Genomic DNA, 18,350 nt, shown 5'->3' with positions numbered 1-18,350 from the left:
ACCGGGTAGAACTGACTGGGGGGTGGCGCCGGTGACGCTGCTTCCGGAGGCGCTCGCGGGGCTGTTCGGCTCGGGACCGGGTGCGGCGGTCGCCGGGGCCCTCCTCGCGGCGACCATCGTCGGGACCTTCGTCGTCGGGAACGCCGCCGTCGTCGTCTGGGCGAAACGGAAGGTCCTCGCCGCCTTCTGGGAGAAGGTCGGCCCGAACAGACACGGGCCCGGCGGCGTACTGATCATCGTCGCCGACGCCGTCCGGCTGCTCTCCAAGGAGCTCGTGGTGCCGGAGGGTGCCGACCGCCCGGCCTGGGACATCGCGCCCCTGCTGATGATGACCTCCGCCCTGCTTGGCTTTGCGGTCATCCCCATGGGTTCGCTCGGCGGCGTCGAGATCCAGCTCGCCGACCCCGACATCGGGATCGCCTTCGCCTTCGCGGTCGCGTCGCTATCCGCACTCGCCATCGCGATGGCCGGCTACGCCTCGAACAACAAGTACGCCATGCTCGGCGGGCTCCGGGCGATCGCGAGCACTATCGCCTACGAGATCCCGCTGGTGCTGGCCGGTGCGGCCGCGGTGCTGCTTGCGGGCTCGCTCCGGCCGAGCGCGGTCGTCGCCGCGCAGGCCGAGCCACTCGTGACTGTCGCCGGCCTCACCGTTCCCTCGTGGTTCGCCTTCGTCGACCCCCTCGGGTTCGTGCTCTTCGTCGCGGCCGCGCTCGCCGAGGTCGGGCGCAACCCCTTCGACACCCCCGAGGCCGCCCAGGAGATCGTCGCCGGCTACCAGACCGAGTACGGCGGCGTCTACTTCGCGCTGGTCTACGCGGCGGAGTTCGTCCACATCTTCCTCGCCGGGGCGTTGGCGACGACCCTCTTTCTCGGCGGCCCCGCCGGCCCGCTGCTGCCGGGGCCCGTCTGGTTCGTCCTCAAGATCTGGGCCTTTTTCCTGTTCACCCAGTGGGCGCGGGCCTCCTTCCCCCGGCTCCGGATCGACCAGGTGCTCGGGGTCGGCTGGAAGGTCCTGCTCGTGGCTGCCTTCGCCAACCTCGTGCTCACGGCGGTCGTCATCGGTGTGGTCGCCTGACGGGGGTGCCCGCGGACCGGCCGGACCGGCTACCCCGACCCCGCAGCCGACCGCGGCATTGAGGTAAGTCCGCTCCGAACGGGGCGCAATGCGATTCCTGCTGGTCGCCGGCTCGACCGACACCGCGGCCATCCCCGGCCTGAGCGCGGCCGGTGCCGACCCCGACCTGCGGACGCACACGCCGGCAGCCGACGCCGAGATCCTCACCTACGGTCAGCCGGTGCGTGCCCCAGTCGTCCCGGTCAGCCCGAGCGGCTGCCCGACCCCCGCGGCGGTCACCAGGGCGGTCCGCGAGACTCTCGGGTTCGACGTCACGGTCGTCGACGGCGGCCTCGCGGAGCCGACCGCCGCCGGCACCGTGACCGTCGGCGCGCGCCGGGGCGACGATATCCGCGAGGCCGACCCGGTCCCGACGGCGCCCGGGGCCTACGAGGCAGCCCGGCAGTTCGGCCGGAAACTCCACGAGGACGAGCTGTTCGTCGCCGAATCTGTCCCCGGCGGGACGACGACCGCGATGGGCGTGTTGCGGGCGCTCGGTGAGCCCGACGCGGTCTCCTCCTCGCTGCCCGACAACCCCATCCAGCAGAAACGCGAGGTCGTCGCCGAAGGGCTCGACGCGTCGGGACTCGAGCCCGGCGGGGCGGCCGGCCGGCCGAAGCGGGCAGTCCGGCGGATGGGCGACCCGGTACTGGCGACCGCGGCCGGTCTCGCCCGCGGCGGCCTCGAGACCGACACAGCCGTCACGCTCGCCGGCGGGACGCAGATGCTCGCCGTCGCCGCGATGTTGCGCCACGACGGGGTCGACCGCCGGCTGAGCCTGGCGACCACCAGCTACGTCGCCGGGGACGACACCGCTGACCTCGCGGCGACGGCCGACGCGCTCGACGTGACCGTCACGGCCACCGACCCCGGATTCGACACCGAGGGCCATCCCGGGATGGCGCCCTTCGCTGCCGGCGAGGCGAAGGAGGGTGTCGGGATGGGCGGTGCACTCGCGCTCGCCCGGCGGGCGGGGGTTCCGATGGCCGAGGTCAGGGACTCGTTCACCGAGGTGTACGGTCGCCTCGTCGAGGAAGGGGAGCCGTGATGGGGGGCGACCCGTGAAGGGCGTCGTGGTCGGCGGAACGGCCTCGGGGGTTGGCAAGACAGTCGCCACGCTGGCAGTCATCGAGGCGCTCCGGGAGGCCGGCCGGGAGGTCCAGCCGGCCAAGGCCGGCCCCGACTTCATCGACCCGAGCCACCACCGGGTCGTCGCCGACAAGCCCTCGCGGACGCTGGACCTGTGGCTGGAGGGCGAGGCGGGGCTCCGGTGCAACTACGCCCGCGGGGAGGGCGATGTCTGCATCGTCGAGGGGGTCATGGGGCTGTACGACGGGGACGTCTCCAGCACCGCGGCAGTCGCCGAGGCACTGGAGTTGCCGGTCGTCCTGGTGGTCGACGCCGCCGCGGGGATGGAGAGCGTCGCCGCCACGGCGCTCGGATTCCGGGAGTACGCCCGGCGGGTCGGCCGGGAAGTCGAGGTGGCGGGCGTCATCGCGCAGCGAGCGGGCGGCGGGCGCCACGCCGAGGGGGTCAGGGAGGCCCTGCCCGATTCCCTGGAGTACCTCGGTCGGGTTCCACCGGACGACCGCCTCGAGATCCCCGACCGGCACCTCGGGCTCCACATGGGCGAGCAGGCCCCGGTCGACCGGGAGGCGCTGACGGCGGCCGCCGAGGGGATCCGGGCCGACCGGCTCCTCGCGCTCGCGAGCGAGCCGCCGGGACTCGAAGACACTGCGTGTCCGACGGCCGGGCACGGCGGCGATCCCTCGGATGCCGCGACCACCACCCCCACCGTGGCGGTCGCCCGCGACGAGGCCTTCGCCTTCCTGTACCCCGCGGTCGTCGAGCGGTTGCGCGAGCTGGGAAACGTGGTGACGGTCTCGCCGCTTGCGGGTGACCCGCTCGGCGACGTCGACGCTGTCTACCTCCCGGGCGGGTACCCGGAACTCCACCTCCAGGCGCTGGCCGACAGCGCCACCCTCGCGGCGGTCGCCGAACGGGCCGCCGAGGGGGTGCCGGTCTACGGCGAGTGCGGCGGCTTCATGGCGCTGTGTCGCTCGCTGACGACCGCGGACGGCGAGACGGCACCGATGGCCGGCATCCTCCCGGCGGAGGTGCGGATGCACGACCGGTACCAGGCGCTGGACCACGCGGAGCTCGAGGCCACCCACGACTCCCCGGTCGCGAACGCGGGCGAGCGGGTGCGCGGCCACGAGTTTCACTACTCCTCGGCGACCCTCGACCGGGACGCCCGGCTGGCCTTCGAGACCCGCCGCGGCGACGGGCTCACCGGGGACGGCGACGGCCTGCTGGCGGGACGGACGCTCGGCACGTACTGTCATACGCATGTCAACAGCGGCGTCTTCGACGCGCTGGTCGAGTCCGCACGAGCCTCCGGCGTCTGACGGAGGACTGACGGGGAGAGGCCCTGCCACAACCTTTTTTCCTGTCTACTGAGTTGAAACGACAATGAGCGCCCTCGACGACCTGGTCGACGATGTCGTGGCCGACATCGACGCGGTCCTCCTCTTCTCACCGAGCGCCGGCACATACGACGCCTTCGCGGCCGACGACGCCGACCTGCCGGTCATCGTCGTCGGACAGGAAAACGCGGTGGACGCCGAGACGTTCGTCGAGCTCCCCCTGGAGTTCACCGACGTGGGCGGCCGCCTGCGGTTCGGGCTGGAAGGGGCCGCACAGCAGGGCCTGCTCGACGAGGGTGACACCGTCGCGTGCGCGACCTCGATGTTCGGCGACGGGATGGACACGGTCGTTCGGGTCCGGGCCGACCAGTACTCCCCCACCGGCGTCTACGACCTCTTCGTCAACTCCCGGCCCGAACCCGACGTCGTCCGGGACGTCTTCGAGGTCTGTATCGAACTCGGCAAGAAGGGTCAGAAGGGCAAGCAGGTCGGGGCGCTGTTCGTGGTCGGGGACGCCGGCAAGGTGATGAACAAGTCGCGACCGCTGTCGTACAACCCCTTCGAGAAGTCCCACGTCCACGTCGGCGACCCGATCGTGAACGTGATGCTGAAGGAGTTCTCCCGGCTGGACGGCGCCTTCGTCATCTCCGATTCCGGGAAGATCGTCTCCGCGTACCGCTACCTGGAGCCCTCCGCCGAGGGCGTCGACATCCCCAAAGGACTCGGTGCCCGCCACATGGCCGCCGGTGCCATCACCCGTGACACCAACGCCATCGCGATCGTGCTCTCCGAATCCGACGGGATGGTCCGGGCGTTCAAGGGCGGTGAGTTGGTCATCGAGCTCGACCCGGAGGAGTACTGATGCAGGTCGACCTGCCGCGGTTCGTCCGCCGTCTCTTCTCCGAGGAGGCCGCCTTCGCCTTCTCGATCGCCATCCTGGTGGTCGGACTGGTCGCCGCATACCTCGCCTGGCGGTGGACTCGCGGGGCCCTGACCGACAGCAGCTTCGCGGACGCCGTCGAGGGAACGCCGCTCGAACGGACCGTCCGGGCGGTCGGCTTCTCGACGGTCGGACTGATCGCCTCGCTGGTGGCGGTGTTCGTCTACGTCCTCGCGATCGTCCTCGCGCTCAACGTCGTGCAGCTGCTCGACATCCAGCTGTTCTGGACCCGGGTCACGAGCTATCTCCCCCGGCTGCTGATCGCCGCACTCGCGGTCATCGTCGGGGTCACGGCCGGTTACCGGGCCGAGCTCGCCGTCAGCGAGCGGCTCCGCTCGGTGAAACTTCCGGAGGTGGCCTTCCTCGGCGACCTCGTCAAGTACAGCATCTTCTACGTGGCGGCGCTGGTCGCGCTCGCACAGGTCGGCGTCTCGACCGACGCCCTCCTGATCCTGCTCGGTGCCTTCGCCTTCGGGCTCGTCTTTCTGGGTGGGCTCGCCTTCCGGCACCTGCTCGCGGCCGCCGCCGCCGGCATTTATCTCCTCCTGACCGAGCCCTACGCCATCGGCGACGAGGTCCGGATCGACGACCGGCGTGGGATCGTCCAGGAGGTCGACGTCTTCGTCACGCGGGTCGAATCCGACGGCGAGGAGTACATCATTCCGAACCAGGAGGTCTTTCAGTCGGGCGTCGTGCGCGTGCGGAACTGAGACGCCGACCTCCGGGGCGACACTCAGCGGGGCAGGGCGGACATCTCGAGAGCAACACTGCAAGAGACAGAAGGCTCCGTCCGAGAACACCGCCTCCTCGCGAGTCGCGTTCGGAACGCCGTCAGGAGCCGCTCGAGGACGTCGACTCCTCCTCGAGGTCGAGCGTGTCTTCGCTCTCCTCGTCCGACGAGTCGCTCCCGCCCTCTTTCATATCCTGGAGCTCTTCCTCGACTTCCTGCCGCCCCTTCTGGAATTCACCTATCGCTTCACCCGAGGACCGTGCGAGTTTGGGGATCTTGTTCGCCCCGAACAGCAACACGGCGATCAGCAAAATGATCAGCAACTCCGGGCCCCCTGGGACACCTGGGATCTGCAGCGGTACTGTGGTCACCATCGCTGTTTGGGGGTTACCTGCTGGCTGTTATAGTCCTTTTGCCTTCGGGGGTCGACCTCCGGAACCCGACTGTGGGCTGCCAGCACCGTCCGGGGAGTCCCTACAGCGTCCGCGGGAGCCCCTCTTCGAAGACGACGTCGGCGATGTTGTTTTTCATGATCTCGTCGGTGCCCGCGGCGATCCGGCGACCGCGGGCCAGCCGGTAGAGGTACTCGAGGGGGTGGCCCTGCTGGTAGCCGTTCGCGCCGTGGATCTGCAGCGCCTCGCTGACGACGCGTTCGACGGTCTCGCTGGTGGAGAGTTTCGCCAGCGAGGCCGCGAGCCGGTCGGGAGCGTCGTCCTCGCCTCCGCCGCTGAGCGCCGCCCGGTAGGTGAGCGTGCGCGCCCCCTCGATCTGTTTTGCCATGTCGGCGACCTTCCAGCGGATCCCCTGAAAGTCGCCGATGGGCTGGTCGAACTGCTCGCGTTGCTGTGCGTACTCGATGGCCTTGTCGAAAGCGTTCAGGCTGATGGAATTGGCGAGCATCGAACTGCCACAGCGCTCCCAGTTCAGCGCCTTGAGCTGCTGTTTCAGCGCCTCCGGCCCGCGGACGAGCACCCGCTCCTCGGGGACGTGGACGTCCTCCATGTAGAACTGGGTCTGGGTCTCGCCGTGCATGTTGGTGTGGTGCTGGTGGATCTCGACGCCCGGCTGGTCGAACTCCATGATCACGGTCCCCAGCCCCTCGGGGAACTTCGCCCAGATGACTGCCGCATCGGATTCGGGGACGTTCGAGACCCACGTCTTCTCGCCGTTGAGGTAGAGTTCGCCGTCGTCGGCCTCCTCGACGGTCGTGGTCATGTTCCGGGAATCGCTGCCGGCTTCGGGCTCGGAGATCCCGATCGCGACCGACAGTTCTCCGCTCGTCACCTTCGGCAGGTAGTGCTCTTTGGCCCACTCGGAGCCGAACATGTCGATAGCGCGCGGGGCGACCATCGACTGGCCGTAGATCGCGGCTGCGGTGTCAGGACAGACCCGCCCGATGGTCTCGATCTGGAGGGCGACGTCGAACTCGCTCATCCCGCCGCCGCCGTACTCGGTCGGGAGGTTGATCCCCAGGAAGCCGCGGTCGGCGAGCAGTTCGATGTTCTCCTCGGGGTAGCCCTCACCCTCCCAGGTGAACGCGCGGTCGGCGAACTCGTTTTCGGCCAGCCGCTGTGTCTCGTCGACGAGCAAGCGCTGTTCCTCGGACAGGTCTAGCATACCCCCAACGTGGCGGCCGTCGGAACTTAAACTTGCGCGACCCGCACCCGAAGCTTCAAACCGGAGGCCGGGAGCAGGCCTGGGCGTGCGCTGACGAGTCACCGCGGGACGGGCTGCGGTTGCGTGGCCCGCCGTCTCGCGTCCGCCCCGGGCCACCTGCTCGCCCCTCCGCTGCGCTGCTCACTCCCGTTGCAGGTCGGCACCGAGCTCCGCCAGCACGTCGAAGAAGTCCGGAAAGGAGACGTCCACGTCGTCGGCACCGCGGACCGTCGTCTCCCCCTCGGCGACCAGTCCAGCGACCGACAGCGCCATGATGATCCGGTGGTCACCGCGCCCGTCGACGGTCGCCCCACGAAGCGTCGACTCGGCGCCGTGGACGGCCAGCGAGTCCTGCTCCTCCTCGACGCTCGCTCCCATCCGTTCCAGCGCCTCCGCCATCGCAGACACCCGGTCGGTCTCCTTGTAGCGGACGTGCTCGGCGTCGACGATCCGGGTCGTCCCGCCGGCGACTGCCCCCAGCACTGCGATGGTCGGGAGCAGGTCCGGCGTGTCGGCGACACTGACCTCGATACCGTCGAGCGCACTCTCCGTGACGGTGAGTTCGCCAGCGTCCCGGTCCCACGATATGTCGGCCCCCAGCCGGTCCAGCACCTCGACGATGGCCTGGTCGCCCTGCGCACTCGGGTAGGCGGCGGTGACCGTCACGCCGTCCACGCCAGCCACCGCGCCCGCGGCGAGGAGATACGAGGCCGAGGAGAAGTCGCCTGGCACGTCGTAGCCGTCGCCGGGGCCGTAGGTCTGTCCCCCGCCGACCGAAAATCCCCGGCCGGTCTCGCGGGCTCGCACCCCGAACGCGTCGAGCACCTCGATAGTGATGTCCACGTACGGGGCGGACTTGAGTTCGGTCTGGAGCGTGATATCCACTCCCGCTTCGGTGACCGCACCCGCCATCAGCAGGGCGGTGATGAACTGCGAGGAGACGTCACCCGGGACCGCGGCGCTCCCACCGTGTATCGGTCCGCCGACCACGAGCGGGGCCTGCCCGTTACCCCTCGTGCTCTCCGCACGGCCGCCGACCTGTTCGATGGCCCGCAGGAGCGGTCCCTGCGGGCGGGAGCGGAGCGAGCCGTCGCCGGTGAGGACGGTCAGCCCGTCGGCCAGTGCCGCTGCGGCCGTCGTGAGGCGGATCGTCGTCCCGCTGTTCGCGCAGTCGATGACGTCCGCTGGCACTTCGGGGCGGCCGCCGAATCCGTCGACCTCGAGCACCGCGGCCCCGTCCTCGCGCTCCCTGATGTCGACTCTCCCGCCGAAGGCCTCGACGGCGCGCATCGTCGCCCGGGTGTCGGCGCTGACCAGCGGCCCACGGACCGTCGCCCCGTCGGCGTAGCCCGCGGCGAGGACCGCCCGGTGGGTGTAGCTCTTCGACGGCGGCGCCTGCGCGCGGCCGCCGACCGTCGACTCCGCGATGGTGACGTCCATACCGGCACGTCGGCGGGACCGCAAAAGAGGGTACCGGACGCGGGGCCAGTCACTGCACTTTCGAACTTGAGGCCCGGCGGATCATCGCGACGGCGACACCGCCGAACACCAGAGCCAGCACGAGCAATACAGCCATAGCCGGGACGACAGCGTTACCAACGGTGCCGAACCCGCTCGCACTGAACACGCTCGCCGCGTCCGCGTTCAACATCAGTGACCGTGCGGCGTCGACGCCGTAGGTCACCGGATTGACAGCCGCGACGGTTTGGATCCACTCCGGTAGCACCTCCAGCGGGAGAAACGCCGACGAGAGGAAAAGGAGCGGAAACTGCAGGAGGTTCGCGCCGATGATCGTCGACTCCTGGTCTTTGGTGAGTACGGCAAGCGCGTTGGAGAAGCCGACGAACCACAGGGAGAAGACGACCCCGACGGCGACGATCCCGACGGCACCGACGATACCGGTTCCGACCTCCGCGCCCAGCAGGACGCCGAGACCCAGGATGATACCGATCTGGGTGGCGATCCGGAGCAGTTCGGCAGCAGTCTTGCCGAGAAAGACCGCCGACCGGCTCATCGGGCTGACCAGCACCTTCTCGAACATCCCGTTCTCGATGTCGTTGACCAGTCCGACCCCCGAGGTGGCGGCCGCCGCGATCGCGACCTGGACTGCGATCGCCGGCACGAGATAGGTCTCGTAACTCGGGCCGCCGCCGCCCGGTCCGCCGATCGCACCCCCGGCGACGTTGCCGAACACCTGCGTGAAGAGGACGAGGAAGATCACTGGCTGGACCAGGGAGACGATCAGGACGAACGGGTTCCTGACGGCCTTGAGGTTCCAGCGCTTGAAGTTCACCCACACCTCCCCGAGGTAGCTGTTCCGGGAGCGGTCGGCGGTCGCACCGCCTTCGGACGCCTCAGCCCCGTCGGTCGTCGGGGTGCTCACGGGGACACCTCCAGTTCGGTCTCGTCGGTTGACGTCTCGTGCTCGACGTGTTCGCCGGTTATCGCGAGGAAGACGTCGTCGAGTGTCGGCGCACGGACGTTGAACCCCGTGACGTCGATGCCGGCGTCCCGGAGCGCGACGAGCAGGTCGGTCCCGGCCTGGCGGGCGTGCTGTGACGTGACCGTGACTCCGTCCTCGGTCACCTCCACGGTCGCGTCGGGCTCGAAGAGGTCGGCACGGCTGGCGATCTCCGCGGCCCGCTCGCTGTCGCCGTCCGCGATGTTCACGTCGAGGATCTCCCCGCCGACCCGGCGTTTCAGCCCCGACGGCGACCCGGAGGCGACGATCTGTCCGTCGAGGACGACGCCGATCCGTTCACAGAGCTGGTCTGCCTCCTCCAGGTACTGTGTGGTGAGGAAGATGGTCGTCCCGTCGTCGTTGATCTCCCGGAAGTAGTCCCACAGCCGGTTGCGGGCCTTCGGGTCCAGCCCCGTGGTCGGCTCGTCGAGGAAGACCAGCGGCGGTTCGTGGACCAGGGCCGTCGCCGCGTCCAGCCGCTTTTTCATGCCGCCGGAGAAGTCGTCGGCCCGCTTGTCCGCGACGTCCTGGAGGTCCACGAGGTCGAGCAGGTCGTCTATCCGGCCGGCTCTGTCGCCCCGCGGGACGCCGTACGACTCACAGGCAAAGCGGATGTTCTCGCGGGCGGTCAGCTCCTCGTCAACACTCGTCTCCTGGGCCATGTAGCCGATCGACTCCCGCACCTTCCGGGACTCCGAGACGACGTCGAAGCCGTTGACCCGGATCTCCCCGGCGGTCGGCGCCAGCAGCGTCGCCAGTGTCTTGATCGTCGTCGTCTTCCCCGCACCGTTCGGCCCCAGGAACCCGTAAAACTCCCCGCTGGGGACCTGGAGGTCGACCCCACGGACTGCCTCCGTCCCGTCGCTGTAGGTCAGCTCGATCCCGCTGGCGTCGATAGCGTACTCGGTCATCGGGTGTCTTGACCCAAGCTCTATTACTGTTTATATGTTCAGTCCCGTTGATAGTAGTGGCTACCGGAAGATGAAGTAACGGACGACGGCATCTGAGAGAGGGGTAAGGCAGCCGTACTCTACTCGGCCGGAGTCTTCAGTCCGGTTTCCAGGCCGTGCTCGTCGGCCCAGGCGCGCAGTTCCTTGAGCACCGGGTCGAGCTCACGCGCCTTCCGCGTCGCCTCGTACTCGACGCGCGGGGGGATCTCGTCGTACGAGATGCGTTCGAGGAACCCCGCCTCTTCGAGTTCGTCGAGGCGTTTCGAGAGGGTGTTCGGGGAGGCCCCCAGCGCCTCCTCGAGTTCGTTGAACCGCCACCGTTCCCGTTCGGATTTGACCAGGTAGAACAGCACGGACATCGCGTGTGCTCGCCCGAGGAGGTTGAAGACGTTGCGCGCAGGGTGGCCGCCCTCATAGCCACCGGGCAGTGTCGGGGAGGCCCCGTCGGGTTCGGAGGGTGGTCCCGCCATGGCTGTCACAGCGGCCTGTGGGATAATGTACGTTCTGGTGACGTTTCCGCCGGGTCGACAGCACGTCATTTGTACCCCTGGGCCGTTGGGGCGGGTATGGATCCCGACCTCTCGCGGCTGGACGCCTTTCTCGAGGAGGCCGGCGTCGACGGCTACCTGATCGACGCCGATTCGACCGACTCCGACCAGTACTACCTGTCGGGGTTCGACGCCCCGGACCCGTTCGTGACGCTGTACGACGGCTCGGTGCATCTCCTCTTCGCCCGCAGCCTGGAGTACGGCCGGGCGAAGAGGGAGGCGCGCGCCGAGTCCATCGAACGTGACGTCGACTACGGCTACGGCGACCTCGCCGAGGCCCACGGGCCCGAGGAGGCACGGGACCGCGTGCTCGCGGCGTTTCTGGACGCACACGGCGTCGGCTCAGTCGTGACGCCGCCGCGGTTCCCGCTCCGGACAGCCGACGGCCTCCGCGAGCAGGGGGTTGACGTGACCGCCGAAGGGAGCGGGGTCGTCACCGAGATCCGGGCGACGAAAACTGACGGGGAGGTCGAGCACGTCCGGGAGGCACAGCGGGCGAACGAGGCTGCGATGCGCCGGGCCGAGGAGCTGGTCGCCGGTGCCGACGTCGACGGCGACGGCCAGCTGGTACGGGACGGGGAGGTTCTCACTAGCGAGCGCGTCAAGGAAGCCATCGAGGTGGAGCTGTTGCGGCACGGCTGTGCGCTGGACGAGACGATCGTCGCCTGCGGGGCCGACGCCGCGGACCCCCACGACCGAGGAAGCGGGCCACTGGAGGCCGGCGAGCCGGTCATTATCGACATCTTCCCCCAGTCCAAGGCCACCAAGTACCACGCCGATATGACCCGCACCTTCTGTGCCGGGACGCCGGACGAGACTGTCCGGGAGTGGTACGAACTCACCGCCGAGGCGAAGCAGGCAGCCCTGGACGCGGTCGAACCGGGCGCGACCGGGGCTGCGGTCCACGACGCCGTCTGTGACGTCTACGAAGGGGCCGGCCTGCCGACGCTGCGCAGCGACGAGACCGCGGAGACCGGCTTCATCCACAGCACGGGTCACGGCGTCGGGCTGGACGTCCACGAACTCCCGCGGCTCGCGCCCGACGGCGGCGAACTCCGACCGGGCCACGTCGTGACCGTCGAGCCGGGGCTGTACGACCCCGCCGTCGGCGGCGTCCGCATTGAGGACATCGTCGTCGTCACCGAGGACGGCCACGAGAACCTGACCGACTACGAGGAACGACTCGTCGTGTAGCCGCCGACGGTCCCTGTCAGGTGGAGTCTCGGCTTTCCACGCCCCACCGCCCAAGATCATGAACATTTATTAAGGATGGGACATTCGGGTAGCATACGATGCTCGTGGTAGGCGACGTACGTCCGGTATCCCCGCCCTAACTACCCGTATCGCGCCCCGACCACACTCCGACACCCACCACATGAGCACAACACACCCCACGACAGACCCCCAGCCCCGAACCACGAGCAGACGGTTCGGCACACAGGACGCTCCCCGTACCTTCTCACCCGGAAACACCAATCCCTGCCCGCAGATGTTCGCGGACCGGTGGCAGGTCGAACCCGAGACCGACTCCCCCTGAGTGGAGCCACACAGGCCGCGACCGACCGAGACCGGAACAGAAGGGGGCAGCGCTGCACTCGATGTCCACGCGCGGATGCCCGGATGCGACGGCTTTTCCTGTTACACGGCCTAGACCACCCCGTGACCGACGGCCAGCCCGACTCGCCGGTCCCGACGGCAGTTCCCCCACCACGGGAGTGCGTGGAACGCGACAACACCGGGTCTGTGGCCGGAAGCGAGGTGTCGGGAGCCGTGGTCTGGCACCGGGAAGCCCTCCGGATACGTGACCACCCGGCCGTCACCGCGGCGACGAACGACGCCGACGTCGTTCTCCCGCTGTTCGTGTTCGACCCCGGGTTCTACGGTGACGACGGGCTGGCCTGTGACGCCCGGGTTCGGTTCCTTCACGAGTGCCTGTTCGACCTGGACGACCGCTACGACACCGCCAGTGCCGGCAACGCCGGCCTCACCTACGCCCACGGTGACCCGGTCCCGGTCCTGGACGCGTTCAGTAACGCCGGCTGGACGGTATTCGCCTCGCGGACGCCGACCGGGCGCTACGGACTCAAGCGCGACCGGGCGGCGGCAGACCTCGGCGTCCGGTTCGTGTCGGGTGACGGCCTCCGCCGGGGGGTCGAACGGACGCGGGACGGGTGGAGCGACCACGTCGAAGCGTGGTTCGAGGACGACCAGTACGAGCCGTCGCTCGAAGGGACCGTCCTGACAAGCACCGACACGGGGGTCACTGTCGAGGACGTCGAAACCTGGTACGGCACCGACCCGGAGAAATCACGGGTCCCGGATGGGGGGACGACCGTCGCCCGGGAGAAGCTGGAGACGTTCGTCGGACGGTTGGAGGATTACCCCGGGAACATCTCGTCACCGCTCGACGCTCGCGAGGGCTGTAGCGGCCTCTCCCCGTACATCCGCTTTGGCTGTCTCTCGACCCGACAGGTCTACCAGTACGTGCAGGAACACGCCGAGCCGGGCCGCGGGCGGGAGATGTTCACGTCGCGCCTGTTCTGGAACCGCCACTACAACCAGAAACTCGAGGACTGGCCGGGGTGGCTTGACACGGCGGTGAATCCGGAACTGGAGGGGTTCAACCGCGATACCCACGACCCGGACCTGGTGGCGGCCTGGAAGGAGGGGCGGACGGGATATCCGATGGTCGACGCGGCGATGCGGTGTCTCCGCGAGACTGGCTGGCTCAACTTCCGGATGCGGGCGATGGCCGCGAGCGCCTACTTCCACCTGCTCCAGCAGCCGTGGGAGGTCGGCGCCGACTGGTACCACCACCACCTCATCGACTCGGACGCGGCGATCAACTACACGCAGTGGCAGTCTCAGGCCGGACTGGTCGGGAAGCCGACTCTCCGGCTGTACAACCCCCGAAAGCAGGTGCGAGACCAGGACCCCGAGGGGGAGTGGATCCGCCGGTGGGTGCCGGAACTCGAGGGGCTTCCGCCAGAACATCTGCCCCAGCCCGAGAAGACACCCCCGAACGTGCAAGCGGCGTGTGGCGTCAGCATCGGCGAGGGCCCGGACGCGGACTATCCGCGCCCGGTCGTCGAATACGAAGCGGCGAAAGAGCGGTTCTGGCGCCGGTACGAGGACGTGAAGGCAGACGCTGCGGCCCGACTCGCCGACGAGGAGGTCGCCAAGCGTGCCTCGCTCTCGCAGGGGGTGGCCGGCGCGAGGGCGATCGCGGACAAGTACGGCACGGAGCCGGAATCCGGGACACAGACCGACCTCACAGCCTTCTGAGCCCGGGTCGGTTTGCCGGCCGGGACACAACGCCTATCCCCGCCGCCGGCAAGGTCGGCGTATGGCCGAGTACACGACGGTCTCCATCCCCCGGGACCTGGCCGACCGCGTCGAGGAGACGATCGAGGGGACCAGCTTCCAGAGCACGAGCGACCTCGTCCGGTTTCTCCTCCGGAGTATCGTCATCAAACACCAGCAGGAGGGACAGCTCAGCGAGGCAGAGTTCGAGGAGATCGCCACGCAACTGCGGGACCTGGGATACCTGGAGTAGCCAGTCCGCGGACAGCGCCGGCGGGCCTACAGCCCCGGTTCCTCGGCCGGCGGCTCGGCGTCGATGACGGTGACTTCCTTCCGGGCCCCGCGCCGGTCGAAGGCGCCGAAGGAGTCCTCGTCCCACGGCGGAACTGCCACGAACACGACCTCGTGGAGGTCGTCGAGCTTCGAGACGCCCATGCTGCCGTCCGGGTGTGAGACGAACCGCCCCTCGGTCTGGCCGACGGGCGTGCCGAGGTCGACACCGAAGACCGCGCTGACCGAGCCGCCGGCTCCGGGCATGTAGAAGTGAGTGAACACGGGCGTCTCCGGGTCCAGCCCGGTGTCCGTCTCGAACTCACCGGCTCGCGTGACCGACAGGGAGATCGTCGTCGAGTCGGGTTCGGCCTCCCTGGCCAGTCGCAGCAGCGTTCGCTGGAGCCCCTGGGTCAGGTAGTACACGGTCGTGGTTGGGGTGGGAGCTACTTCAATCGCCGACCCGGTCTCCCCTCCGGGCGGACCGGGTGTGTTCCGGCACCGCGGTGAACTGTGTCCCCAACCTCGGCCGGCGACAGTCTCTTGGTACTGCCGTGTGAACAGTTCACAGAGCCCCATGCAACGGGATTCCGTCATCGAACTCGGCGTGCTCGGTCTGCTCGCGGAGCGTGACGCCTCCGCCGCCGACCTCCAGGAGCGGTTCAACCACAACTTCGGGCGCCACCAGTTCGTCGGGCGGGGCAGGCTGGACCCGACGCTCGCCCGCCTGCGCGACCGGGGCCACGTGACCGAGGCCTACACTGCCGAGGCCGGTACGTGCGCGCTCACCGAGCGGGGCCGCGACCGGCTGCAGACGCTGCTGCGCAAGCCGGTCGCGGCGGTCGACGACCCCTCCCACCGCCCGCATTTCCTGGTCAAGCTCGGCTTCCTCCATCACCTCCCCGCCGACGAGCAAGCCGCGGAACTCGCCCACCTCGAGGACCAGTTCCACGAGGCGCGCAACGAGTGGCTCGACGTCGCGACGATGCACCGCGAGGAGGTGCCGCCCCACGAGAGCTACCGGCTGGAGCTGGTCGAACTCACTGCCGACTTGCTTGACGCACAGCTGAAGTGGGTGCGGCGGCTCCGCGAGGAGGTCGAGCCGGACCGGGAGCCGAAAGCCCCGACCGACGGCTGAGCACCGCCTCTGCCGCCAGCTCCGCCGCCTGACTCCTTTCAGACCGGCAGAAACGACCGGAGCGTCTGAGCGTACAGGCGCGGTGCACGGCTGCGAGCGCCCGAGACGGCGTCTTCGATAGCCGACGCGGCATCTTCGAGAACCCCCTCGCCGTGGCCGACGAGGAGGCGCTCGGCGCCGAACCGCCGCAGTCGCTTCGGCGGTGTCATCCGGAGCGCCGGGTGGACGCCGAGCCGTTCGTCGCCGGCCAGGAAGTAGCTGCACGTGCCAAGCGCCTCCGGGACGACCAGCGTCCCGTCGTCCTCGTTGTAGAGGGCCGCCTCGCTCCAGAGCGGGTTGTCGATGATCCCGTGGACGGCAAAGCCCGACCCGCCGAGGTCGTGGCGGACAACGGTCGTCTCCGCGTCCAGGTCGTCGGTGATGCCGGCCATCACGTCCGGGACGTAGACGGGGACGTCGTGGCGGCGGGCGACGGCCGCCGCGTCGCGCTTGTGGCGGTCCAGCAGGACCACCACGCCGGCGACCTCGCCGAACTCGGTCAGGAGGTCGTCGATACCCTCGGCGTCTACGGGGTCGACCACGTAGACGCCCTCGTCGGTGGCGAGTGCGTGGCTGGCTCGCTGCATCCGCTCGTCGGGGTGGGCGATCCAGCCCGCGCCGCGCGCCCCGTTCTCGAAGCGGTCGATCTCCCGCCAGCCGGTCGCCGGACCGGAGCCTTTCATGGGCATAGATGCGCCTACGGGCCGGCCGCGCAAAAATGGGGCACCAAACGCGCCGGCACCGACCGCACCCGCTCCGCCGGTGGCCGTCGAGTCGCCCGGTCAGTCCAGCCGGGTGGCGTCGATATCGACCTCGGGTGGCGTGACGACCAGAAAGCCCCGGAAGTGCATCAGTTCCCCGCCGGCTTCCTTGACCTGGCGGGCGAACCCGGCCGCGAGTTCGTTCAGGTCGCCCTCGACATCGAGCACGAGGACCGACCCCGACCCGACCGCCTCCACCCACTCCTCCGGCGGGGTGGTCCCATCGAGGGCGCCGAGCACCACCCGCCCGGCGCCCGCCCCGTCCTCGTCGGTGTCCAGTTCGTCCTCGACCGACTGGAGGTCGAGCCCGTCGAAATCGCTCATGCGCTCACCTCGGCAGCGAGGGGCAAAAACCCCCCGGCGGTCACCGCCCATTCCCCGGCACCTCCACCCCCGTCCGGAGCGTCACCCGCCGCTGTCCCGTTCCCGTCACCGCTCCCTGTGGGGTGTTGACACGCCCGCCATCAGCCAGACAGATTTATATAGGAAGGTCGCCCTCGTACCAGATGCTTATGTCCAATACAGAGGGCACGTCGGGAACCCCGGCGGATCGAGTTCTTCCAGGGCACTCTGGATAGCACGTCCGAGATACAGGACGCACGGGTTTTCGACACCACGCTGCGCGACGGTGAACAGACGCCGCGAACGTCATTCTCGTACGAGGACAAACGGGAGATAGCCGCGCTGCTGGACGGGATGGGGACCCACGTCATCGAGGCCGGGTTCCCCGTCAACAGCGACGCGGAGTTCGAGGCAGTACGCGACATCGCCGCTGCCAGCCACACCACGGTCTGTGGGCTGGCCCGCGTTGTCGACGAGGATATCGAGGCCGCGCTCGACTCGGGCGTCGACCTGGTACACGTCTTCGTGTCCACCAGCGACGTCCAGATCGAGGACTCGATGCACGCCACCCGCGAGCAGGTGCGCGAGCGTGCCGTCGAGTCCGTCGAGCGCGTGAAGGAAGCCGGCGTCGAGTGCATGTTCTCGCCCATGGACGCGACCCGGACCAGCGAGGAGTACCTGCTCGACATCGTGGAGGCGACCACGCGGGCGGGCGCGGACTGGCTCAACATCCCCGACACGGTGGGAGTGGCGACGCCGACCCGCTTCGCGAAGCTGGTCGAGAAGGTCGTCGACGCGGCTGTCGATGCCCGCGTGGACGTCCACACCCACGACGACTTCGGGCTGGCGGCGGCCAACGCCCTGGCGGGCTACGAGGCCGGCGCGGCCCAGTCCCAGGTGTCGATCAACGGGATCGGCGAGCGGGCCGGTAACGCGGCCTACGAGGAGGTCGTGATGGCACTGGAGTCGCTGTACAACGTCGACACCGGGGTCGACACGACCGCGATCGCGGAGGTCTCGCGGGTCATCGAGGAGAAAAGCGACGTCCCGGTGCCGGGCAACAAGCCCGTCGTCGGCGACAACGCCTTCTCGCATGAAAGCGGGATCCACGCCGCCGGGGTCATCGAGAACTCCGACACCTTCGAGCCCGGCGTAATGACGCCGGAGATGGTCGGCGCCGAGCGGGAACTCGTACTCGGAAAACACACCGGCCAGCACTCCGTCCGCGAGCGCCTGCAGGAGGCCGGCTACGACCCGACCGACGACGAGGTCCGGGAGGTCACCCGCCGGGTGAAGGACTTCGGCGCGGAGGCCCAGCGGGTCACGATGGACGAACTGGAGAAGTTCGCCCGCGAGGTCGGCGTCGAGCAGGTCGAAGAGGAGGTCCGGGCGTAGGGCCGATGCCCGTTTCCGAGCCCGCAGCGACCGGCCACCAGCCGCTGGCGACCAGCCCGCGCTGTGCGCTCCGCGGCGCGGCCGGAGCCGCCCGGGGATCGCGCAACGCTTATTACGCGGGCCTGACTGACGGTCGTACTGATGACACTCGAGGCTGGACCCGCGGTCCGCCGCGCCGCCAGCCTCGCGGGTATCGTAGGGGCGCTGTAGCCCCGCATCACCCTTCTTCACCGGTCCGTATCGCCGACAACCAGGTCGTAGTCACCATGCAGTA

At 69.2% G+C, this 18,350-nt stretch carries 19 protein-coding genes; 10 read left to right on the top strand and 9 right to left on the bottom strand.

Going from position 1 to position 18,350, the window contains the following annotated elements; all coding sequences use genetic code 11:
- Positions 1–22: 22 nt before the first annotated feature.
- The 5 genes from GN153_RS06550 (at position 23) to GN153_RS06530 (ending at position 5,193) form a co-directional block, all read left to right on the top strand.
- Positions 23–1,078 carry a complex I subunit 1/NuoH family protein gene (locus tag GN153_RS06550; RefSeq protein WP_159900983.1) on the top strand — a complete coding sequence of 352 codons (1,056 nt, stop codon included), beginning with the start codon at positions 23–25 and terminating at the stop codon, positions 1,076–1,078.
- A gap of 88 nt (positions 1,079–1,166) precedes the next feature.
- Positions 1,167–2,165, top strand: coding sequence for a nicotinate-nucleotide--dimethylbenzimidazole phosphoribosyltransferase (locus GN153_RS06545; RefSeq protein ID WP_159900981.1), 999 nt, complete (start codon positions 1,167–1,169; stop codon positions 2,163–2,165).
- 13 nt (positions 2,166–2,178) lie between these two features.
- Positions 2,179–3,525 carry a cobyrinic acid a,c-diamide synthase gene (locus GN153_RS06540; protein ID WP_159900979.1) on the top strand — a complete coding sequence of 449 codons (1,347 nt, stop codon included), beginning with the start codon at positions 2,179–2,181 and terminating at the stop codon, positions 3,523–3,525.
- A 64-nt stretch (positions 3,526–3,589) separates the two neighbouring features.
- Positions 3,590–4,405, top strand: a complete 816-nt coding sequence (gene dacZ / locus GN153_RS06535) for a diadenylate cyclase DacZ (RefSeq protein ID WP_159900977.1) — start codon at positions 3,590–3,592, stop codon at positions 4,403–4,405.
- Positions 4,405–5,193 (top strand): mechanosensitive ion channel domain-containing protein, encoded by a 789-nt coding sequence (locus GN153_RS06530; protein ID WP_159900975.1) that lies wholly within the window; start codon positions 4,405–4,407, stop codon positions 5,191–5,193. The genes dacZ and GN153_RS06530 overlap by 1 nt, the downstream gene beginning before the upstream one ends.
- Before the next feature lie 121 nt (positions 5,194–5,314).
- On the opposite strand, the gene tatA is transcribed toward GN153_RS06530, so the two are convergent.
- The 6 genes from tatA to GN153_RS06500 form a co-directional block, all read right to left on the bottom strand.
- Positions 5,315–5,587, bottom strand: coding sequence for a twin-arginine translocase TatA/TatE family subunit (gene tatA, locus GN153_RS06525; protein WP_159900973.1), 273 nt, complete (start codon positions 5,585–5,587; stop codon positions 5,315–5,317).
- Positions 5,588–5,687: 100 nt separating this feature from the next.
- Positions 5,688–6,830 (bottom strand): acyl-CoA dehydrogenase family protein, encoded by a 1,143-nt coding sequence (locus GN153_RS06520; RefSeq protein ID WP_159900971.1) that lies wholly within the window; start codon positions 6,828–6,830, stop codon positions 5,688–5,690.
- Positions 6,831–7,010: 180 nt separating this feature from the next.
- Complete coding sequence (gene aroA / locus GN153_RS06515; protein WP_159900969.1) at positions 7,011–8,309, bottom strand: 3-phosphoshikimate 1-carboxyvinyltransferase; 1,299 nt, start codon at positions 8,307–8,309, stop codon at positions 7,011–7,013.
- Between the two features lie 49 nt (positions 8,310–8,358).
- Positions 8,359–9,252, bottom strand: a complete 894-nt coding sequence (locus GN153_RS06510) for an ABC transporter permease (RefSeq protein WP_159900967.1) — start codon at positions 9,250–9,252, stop codon at positions 8,359–8,361.
- On the bottom strand, positions 9,249–10,241 hold the full coding sequence (locus GN153_RS06505; RefSeq protein WP_159900965.1) for an ATP-binding cassette domain-containing protein: 993 nt from the start codon (positions 10,239–10,241) through the stop codon (positions 9,249–9,251). Before GN153_RS06505 ends, GN153_RS06510 begins: the two co-directional genes overlap by 4 nt.
- A 119-nt stretch (positions 10,242–10,360) precedes the next feature.
- A complete protein-coding gene (locus tag GN153_RS06500) occupies positions 10,361–10,750 on the bottom strand; it encodes a winged helix-turn-helix transcriptional regulator (RefSeq protein WP_159900963.1) in 390 nt (129 codons plus the stop codon).
- A gap of 96 nt (positions 10,751–10,846) precedes the next feature.
- On the opposite strand from GN153_RS06500, the gene GN153_RS06495 reads away from it, so the two are divergent.
- The 3 genes from GN153_RS06495 (at position 10,847) to GN153_RS06485 (ending at position 14,384) form a co-directional block, all read left to right on the top strand.
- The gene (locus GN153_RS06495) at positions 10,847–12,022 is read left to right on the top strand and encodes a M24 family metallopeptidase (protein WP_159900961.1); all 1,176 of its coding nucleotides are present in this window, start codon (positions 10,847–10,849) and stop codon (positions 12,020–12,022) included.
- Between the two features lie 525 nt (positions 12,023–12,547).
- The gene (locus GN153_RS06490) at positions 12,548–14,113 is read left to right on the top strand and encodes an FAD-binding domain-containing protein (RefSeq protein ID WP_368372788.1); all 1,566 of its coding nucleotides are present in this window, start codon (positions 12,548–12,550) and stop codon (positions 14,111–14,113) included.
- Positions 14,114–14,174: 61 nt separating this feature from the next.
- Positions 14,175–14,384, top strand: a complete 210-nt coding sequence (locus GN153_RS06485) for a ribbon-helix-helix domain-containing protein (RefSeq protein ID WP_159900957.1) — start codon at positions 14,175–14,177, stop codon at positions 14,382–14,384.
- A 26-nt stretch (positions 14,385–14,410) separates the two neighbouring features.
- Here GN153_RS06485 and GN153_RS06480 read toward each other — a convergent pair whose 3' ends face one another.
- Complete coding sequence (locus GN153_RS06480; protein WP_159900955.1) at positions 14,411–14,827, bottom strand: hypothetical protein; 417 nt, start codon at positions 14,825–14,827, stop codon at positions 14,411–14,413.
- 151 nt (positions 14,828–14,978) lie between these two features.
- Here GN153_RS06480 and GN153_RS06475 point away from each other — a divergent pair, with 151 nt between their 5' ends.
- Positions 14,979–15,539 carry a PadR family transcriptional regulator gene (locus tag GN153_RS06475; RefSeq protein ID WP_159900953.1) on the top strand — a complete coding sequence of 187 codons (561 nt, stop codon included), beginning with the start codon at positions 14,979–14,981 and terminating at the stop codon, positions 15,537–15,539.
- Positions 15,540–15,577: 38 nt separating this feature from the next.
- On the opposite strand, the gene GN153_RS06470 is transcribed toward GN153_RS06475, so the two are convergent.
- Together GN153_RS06470 and GN153_RS06465 are read right to left on the bottom strand one after the other, a co-directional pair.
- Entirely contained in the window at positions 15,578–16,267 is a 690-nt protein-coding gene (locus tag GN153_RS06470; RefSeq protein ID WP_159900951.1) for a hypothetical protein, read from the bottom strand.
- Positions 16,268–16,360: 93 nt separating this feature from the next.
- Complete coding sequence (locus tag GN153_RS06465; protein ID WP_159900949.1) at positions 16,361–16,663, bottom strand: DUF5779 family protein; 303 nt, start codon at positions 16,661–16,663, stop codon at positions 16,361–16,363.
- Positions 16,664–16,858: 195 nt separating this feature from the next.
- Between GN153_RS06465 and GN153_RS06460 the strand changes: the two genes are divergently transcribed.
- Entirely contained in the window at positions 16,859–18,076 is a 1,218-nt protein-coding gene (locus GN153_RS06460) for a LeuA family protein (protein WP_159902208.1), read from the top strand.
- The last annotated feature ends 274 nt before the right edge of the window (positions 18,077–18,350 follow it).

The organism is Salinirussus salinus (assembly GCF_009831455.1).
In the GTDB taxonomy this organism is placed as follows: domain Archaea; phylum Halobacteriota; class Halobacteria; order Halobacteriales; family Haloarculaceae; genus Salinirussus; species Salinirussus salinus.
This window is presented reverse-complemented; position numbering and strand designations above follow the sequence as displayed.

What these genes read in the sequence shown, in the direction of transcription:
- GN153_RS06545 (WP_159900981.1), top strand. Translation starts at nt 1,167, where the DNA reads ATGCGATTCCTGCTGGTCGCCGGCTCGACCGACACCGCGGCCATCCCC.
- dacZ (WP_159900977.1), top strand. Translation starts at nt 3,590, where the DNA reads ATGAGCGCCCTCGACGACCTGGTCGACGATGTCGTGGCCGACATCGAC.
- GN153_RS06530 (WP_159900975.1), top strand. Translation starts at nt 4,405, where the DNA reads ATGCAGGTCGACCTGCCGCGGTTCGTCCGCCGTCTCTTCTCCGAGGAG.
- tatA (WP_159900973.1), bottom strand. Translation starts at nt 5,587, where the DNA reads ATGGTGACCACAGTACCGCTGCAGATCCCAGGTGTCCCAGGGGGCCCG.
- GN153_RS06520 (WP_159900971.1), bottom strand. Translation starts at nt 6,830, where the DNA reads ATGCTAGACCTGTCCGAGGAACAGCGCTTGCTCGTCGACGAGACACAG.
- aroA (WP_159900969.1), bottom strand. Translation starts at nt 8,309, where the DNA reads ATGGACGTCACCATCGCGGAGTCGACGGTCGGCGGCCGCGCGCAGGCG.
- GN153_RS06505 (WP_159900965.1), bottom strand. Translation starts at nt 10,241, where the DNA reads ATGACCGAGTACGCTATCGACGCCAGCGGGATCGAGCTGACCTACAGC.
- GN153_RS06500 (WP_159900963.1), bottom strand. Translation starts at nt 10,750, where the DNA reads ATGGCGGGACCACCCTCCGAACCCGACGGGGCCTCCCCGACACTGCCC.
- GN153_RS06495 (WP_159900961.1), top strand. Translation starts at nt 10,847, where the DNA reads ATGGATCCCGACCTCTCGCGGCTGGACGCCTTTCTCGAGGAGGCCGGC.
- GN153_RS06485 (WP_159900957.1), top strand. Translation starts at nt 14,175, where the DNA reads ATGGCCGAGTACACGACGGTCTCCATCCCCCGGGACCTGGCCGACCGC.
- GN153_RS06475 (WP_159900953.1), top strand. Translation starts at nt 14,979, where the DNA reads ATGCAACGGGATTCCGTCATCGAACTCGGCGTGCTCGGTCTGCTCGCG.
- GN153_RS06470 (WP_159900951.1), bottom strand. Translation starts at nt 16,267, where the DNA reads ATGCCCATGAAAGGCTCCGGTCCGGCGACCGGCTGGCGGGAGATCGAC.
- GN153_RS06465 (WP_159900949.1), bottom strand. Translation starts at nt 16,663, where the DNA reads ATGAGCGATTTCGACGGGCTCGACCTCCAGTCGGTCGAGGACGAACTG.